Origin of the sequence: Bacillus hominis (assembly GCF_018332515.1) — a bacterium.
GTDB classification, from domain to species: domain Bacteria; phylum Bacillota; class Bacilli; order Bacillales; family Bacillaceae_G; genus Bacillus_A; species Bacillus_A hominis.
On sequence record NZ_BOQD01000310.1, the window covers coordinates 1 to 4,930 of the forward strand.

General features: G+C 34.9%; 5 protein-coding genes and 1 pseudogene. 5 read left to right on the forward strand and 1 reads right to left on the reverse strand.

The features are described 5' to 3' along the window. Window positions 1-437: 437 nt before the first annotated feature. Both KI356_RS28760 and KI356_RS23210 read left to right on the forward strand, forming a co-directional pair. Window positions 438-582, forward strand: a pseudogene (locus KI356_RS28760) (L-serine ammonia-lyase, iron-sulfur-dependent, subunit alpha); the annotation flags it as partial. A gap of 147 nt (window positions 583-729) precedes the next feature. Continuing rightward, a complete protein-coding gene (locus KI356_RS23210) occupies window positions 730-2,049 on the forward strand; it encodes an aromatic amino acid transport family protein (RefSeq protein WP_128282302.1) in 1,320 nt (439 codons plus the stop codon). A 264-nt stretch (window positions 2,050-2,313) separates the two neighbouring features. Here KI356_RS23210 and KI356_RS23215 read toward each other — a convergent pair whose 3' ends face one another. Continuing rightward, window positions 2,314-3,276, reverse strand: coding sequence for a helix-turn-helix transcriptional regulator (locus KI356_RS23215; RefSeq protein WP_212936589.1), 963 nt, complete (start codon window positions 3,274-3,276; stop codon window positions 2,314-2,316). A 110-nt stretch (window positions 3,277-3,386) separates the two neighbouring features. Here KI356_RS23215 and KI356_RS23220 point away from each other — a divergent pair, with 110 nt between their 5' ends. From KI356_RS23220 to KI356_RS23230, 3 genes are all read left to right on the forward strand, one after another. Next, window positions 3,387-3,866 (forward strand): GyrI-like domain-containing protein, encoded by a 480-nt coding sequence (locus KI356_RS23220; protein WP_128282300.1) that lies wholly within the window; start codon window positions 3,387-3,389, stop codon window positions 3,864-3,866. Between the two features lie 22 nt (window positions 3,867-3,888). Further along, window positions 3,889-4,362, forward strand: coding sequence for a DUF8821 family protein (locus KI356_RS23225; protein ID WP_498066721.1), 474 nt, complete (start codon window positions 3,889-3,891; stop codon window positions 4,360-4,362). A 163-nt stretch (window positions 4,363-4,525) separates the two neighbouring features. Then, window positions 4,526-4,783 carry a DUF3963 domain-containing protein gene (locus KI356_RS23230; protein WP_128282299.1) on the forward strand — a complete coding sequence of 86 codons (258 nt, stop codon included), beginning with the start codon at window positions 4,526-4,528 and terminating at the stop codon, window positions 4,781-4,783. Window positions 4,784-4,930: the final 147 nt, after the last annotated feature.

The window sequence follows — 4,930 nt, forward strand, 5'->3', positions numbered from 1 at the left end:
ATAGAAGTTGTGGCGGCTCCACGGAGAAAAAGTTCTTTTTTTCTGAAAAATGAATATTGATTCAATTTATATAATAAATATTCACTGAAATTAATATATGTTTTCTTAATTTATTTTTTTACATCTGCATAAATCATTTAGTGTAACAGTTTTCATGTCTAAAATAAGATGCTTCAAAAAAGAGGAATATAAGTATCTTTAAAACGAGTTCCCAATATAATCAACGTGTTAGCAAAAAGAGTATCTGTATTATTTCCCCCTTTTTACTAACTAATACAGCTTCAAAAAATAGACACAACTGCTACATACCAATTGTAATTTATTATCTATTCATAATTCTGTTTATTCTGTCTTTCTAAAAATAAAAAAATATTAGACTCGTAAATATAAACGTTATAATGAGGGCGTCGAGAGGTAACCGATTACCTACGGAGAAAATATCAAACATTTTAAAGTTGGACAGACTGAAACGATTAATTACAGAAAGGTGTGTGACCAGAAGGGGAATTTTAGTGGCAGCGGACATCGTATTAGCTGGTGTAAACAATATCATCAATGCTGACGAAGTATAGGGTTGGAGATTAAATGCCTCGCAAATTAAGAGAGACAGCTTTAGGTGGAATCGTTTCCGATGTGGCGCACCTAGTAAGCGATTCATTTTTTAAGAATGCTCTATATTCTTAAGCCTAAAAAGAGACGCAAGAATAGGATACGAGGGGGAGTTATTATATGAATGGGAATACTGCAAAGAAACTAGAATTTCAAGCTGAAAATAACGCAGTCAAAAATGGGCAATATCCAGATCCTAAAAAGTGGCATAAGCAGGATACTACATGGGCATTAAGCCTTTTTGGAACAGCAATTGGAGCAGGAGTACTCTTTTTACCTATTAATGCAGGTTCAGGTGGTTTATTATCATTACTGTTAATTACGATACTTGCATTTCCTGTTATGTATTACTCACATAGGGCGCTTGCTAAAATGATATACGCTTCTAATTCTGCTGATGAGGGGATTACAGGTACAATAAGAGAGTATTTCGGGAATAATGCAAGTATCATTTTTAACATAGTATATTTCAGCTCAATTTACACAATCGTACTAATGTATTCGGTTGCGCTTACAAATACTGCAAGTAGTTTTATCGTGCATCAATTGCACATGCCGGAGCCTCCAAGGGCCATTTTATCTCTTGTATTAGTGCTCGGCCTTATCGCTATACTAAATTTTGGTCAAGATATTACTGTAAAGGTCATGAGTATGCTAGTGTATCCTTTCATAGCTTCTCTACTATTTATCGCAATATCTTTAATTCCACAGTGGAATACGTCAATGCTTAGCTTTTCAGGTGTTTCAACTGCTTCGACAGGAACAGGATATTTTGGAACGATATTGATGATACTACCGATCATCGTATTCTCATTTAATCATTCACCTATGATTTCATCATTTGTTGTGAAACAGAGGGCTACGTATGGAATAGAAGCTACTGATGCTAAATGTGCTCAAATACAAAAAGTTTGTTATATTATGACATTCGTTGTTGTTATGTTCTTTGTTTGGAGTAGCACACTAAGTTTGACTCCAGAGGATCTAAAAATGGCGAAAGAACAGAACTTATCAATCCTTTCATATCTTGCTAATGAGCTTAATTCGCCTGTAATCACAATTGCAGCTCCTATCATTGCTTTTGTGGCTATAACAAAGTCGTTCCTTGGCCATTATATAGGAGCATATGAGGTAATGCGTGACGTGATTATGAAGTTTGGTAAAACTCGCGGAAAAGATATCGAAGAAAAAACAGTTAAGACAATGGTTCTTACTTTTGTCGTATTAACATGCTGGTATGTTGCTTATGCAAATCCAAGTATTCTTGGAATCATTGATGCCCTTAGCGGTCCGTTAGTTGCTGCCATCTTATGTCTATTACCAATGTATGCGATTCGTAAAGTACCAGTACTGGCTAAATACAGAGGGAAAATGAGCAATGTATTTGTCATTATTATAGGTATACTTACTGTTTTAGCAAGTATTAAGTCATTATTCTAATTCACTATTGTTGGTTTTAGTTCAAAAATAGTGGGATAAGATAAATCCACATTCGAATTTTAAACACGCAATTTTATGAGTGTTAAACTCTAATAAAAAAGACATGAACAAAGATTAGTTCATGTCTTTTTTTTGTTGGTGTTATTCCTAGAAGATCGTTTAAGGAAGTGGTAGTAAATAAAATATTTTCTCTATTTGTTTGAAAATAGGGGTAACTGGCATCTAGTCAAACTCAATATTATTTTGGGTTTAACTGGTCACTGCTTATGGGCAGTATAAATATAATCTCTCTTTTAAACCTTCTAACACTTCTTCAGGCACTTCACTGATTTTGATATCTTTACCTAGGAAAAGTATCCAATTCGTTATTTCTATCAATTCATCGAGATTGTTAACATTGATAAAAGTCTTTAGAATGGCTGTGGATTGGTAAGGATTTGTATAGGAAATAGAAATTTTTAAAGGATGATATTTTTTGAACTGGGCAATCGCTTTTGGACCAAGTTCAAGTACAAGGTTGATTGCTTTGTCCTTCTTACTTAGTTTTTCTAAAATCTTTTTCTTACTTAATCTCTTTTTCGTCGTATAGGGTTTGACATTGATGAGATGATCGACAAGAAACATCTTCTTTTTTTCTTCTTTTATGTCAAAGCATTCAATTATCCAATGGCTTTTTTCTTGATAAAGGTGTAGTAGATAAATTGGATAAGACTTTATTTCCTCCTCTTCTTTTATGGTAATCAATAAATGGCTATCCAAAAGAAGGATTTGGATGAGTTTTTCTAACATAGGATGGGGGAGGTCAGAAAGCTCAAGTAGGTCGGGATTATGGGGGTTAGTCCCTTCAAAAAGCAAGATTTGATTTAAAAGAACAAGGTCATCTTGTTGGATTTCTGAGATGAGTCCTAGTAGTTTTTCGGCTAAAGACTGACGACTTTTTAGATAGGGAAGTTGTTGATTTCTTGTGGCCATAAAGGCAATAAAAAGAGCTTTGACCTCATTATCAGTAAAGCGAACAACGGGCAGAATAGAGTTATGCATGACAGAATATCCCCCATCTCTTCCAACTTCAGCGACAAGTGGCATCCCCATGGCTTCAATTTCTTTAATGTCTCTAATAGCTGTCGATCGTGAGATGTTAAATTCTCGTATGATTTCAGAAATTGTAAAGTGGGAGCGGTTGTTAATATAGCGCATGATCGTATTAATCCGTTCAACTTTTTTCATTTTGCTCTCCTAAACAGTATCATTTTTTGACATGATTTAAGGTTATTATAAACTCATCAAGAGAAAAGATAAATTACTTGATTAATTTAAAAGTGAGGAAGGTTTTGAATATGAAAAATTATACAATAGAAGAAAAAGATAGCTTTATCGTGCTAGGTATTGGAACGGAACTTAAGAGCCACTACACAGACTTTACGGGCATAAACAAGGAAAAGGCAGAGTTTTGGCTGGCCGTCGAACAAGATGGAAGATTGGACACTTTAAAAGCTTTAGCTACAAATGATTACATTTTTGCTGTGAGTGAAGCGGTGAATAACAAGATGATGTATTACGCTGGTGTCATGACAGAGGCAACGATACAAGAAGAATCTAGAGTTATCCAGTTTCCGAGGGGAGAGTACCTAGTAGTTAAAGGGGAGGGCAAGACTTCTGAGGAGTTAAGTAATAAGCTTACTGGTATTGCATTTGGTCAAGCATTAGCAGAAGCAAAAGATTTTGCCTATGTTGGTGGGCCAAATACAACAGTTGAGATGGGGCAGCGAAATGGCCTAGTATTTGGTGAAATATGGATTCCAGTTGTTAGGAAGTAAAGAGTTAAAAGGAGAGATGGAATTGTCCAATATCGTAGATTTTAAAAATGTAACTACAGCCGGTTTAGAATCTTCACCTGTAGCAGAAGCGCTTGCTGGTTTACGTGCCCATGAAGCCCGTTACTTTATGAACAAATACAAGCATGAATTTACGGTTGTACCAGCTAGTGAAAGCGAGGATACTCTTGATTATGTGAACCGCATTTTGAAAGAAGAACGTGATATTGAGTTTGCCGCCAAACCTTTAGAAACATCGTGTTTTCAAGTGGAAAATATTAAATTTTCCTATGTCTTTTATGAGGATGGTCTTGCAATCAACGTCATGTATACATTGGATAACCCGAAGAAGCGGGCTGTTGGATTTAAGCTTTCAGGGGGAATGGAGATACCAAAGGAGTTAGAAGAGAAGTTTAAGTTTGCTAGGCAGAAGTCTAAATTAGCTGGAACAATTCGAGGTTCGTTTTTTATAATAAAAGGAGAATATATTGTAAGTTAAAGAACCTAGTCGTTTGTTGTATTTTATCAGGAAAGAATATGGAAGGTGGGGCTAATGATCTTGAATTGTTAGCCTTTTTTACATAAGTATAATATTCATAGTCTGCTACATACTGCGTTCCGATAAAATGAAACAAAGGGGAATTACTGTAAGGGGTGATGAGTTGAGCAAAAAAAGGCTATTTGAGCTATTCTTAGTAACTTTTGCATTACTATTCCTTCATGTAAGCACATTTACCAATGAAAAATTGAACGATAAATTTGGTAACTTTACCTTCTTTGTTGTATTTCTCATGTTTTATATCAACGTTGCATTTGTAGAACGGTATTTTGATGATATACAAAAGTGGATTCAAAATATCATATTTCTTCTTGCCTTGTTAATAGTAGCTTTAATATCACTATGGATAGGTTACTTTTAAATCCTTACTTCCGAGAACGGGAATTATGTCAAAAGTAAAGCCGGTCTACTGTACGTTTTTAGTGGATTGGTGGCCGATAAAATCTTGTATCATGCTTGTAGTAGAAGCAACAGAAAAAAGATAACAAAAATTAAAGGCTGGCATGAT

Excerpts from the sequence above, each read along its gene's own strand:
- KI356_RS23215 (WP_212936589.1), bottom strand. The coding sequence starts at position 3,276 with ATGAAAAAAGTTGAACGGATTAATACGATCATGCGCTATATTAACAAC.
- KI356_RS23210 (WP_128282302.1), top strand. The coding sequence starts at position 730 with ATGAATGGGAATACTGCAAAGAAACTAGAATTTCAAGCTGAAAATAAC.
- KI356_RS23220 (WP_128282300.1), top strand. The coding sequence starts at position 3,387 with ATGAAAAATTATACAATAGAAGAAAAAGATAGCTTTATCGTGCTAGGT.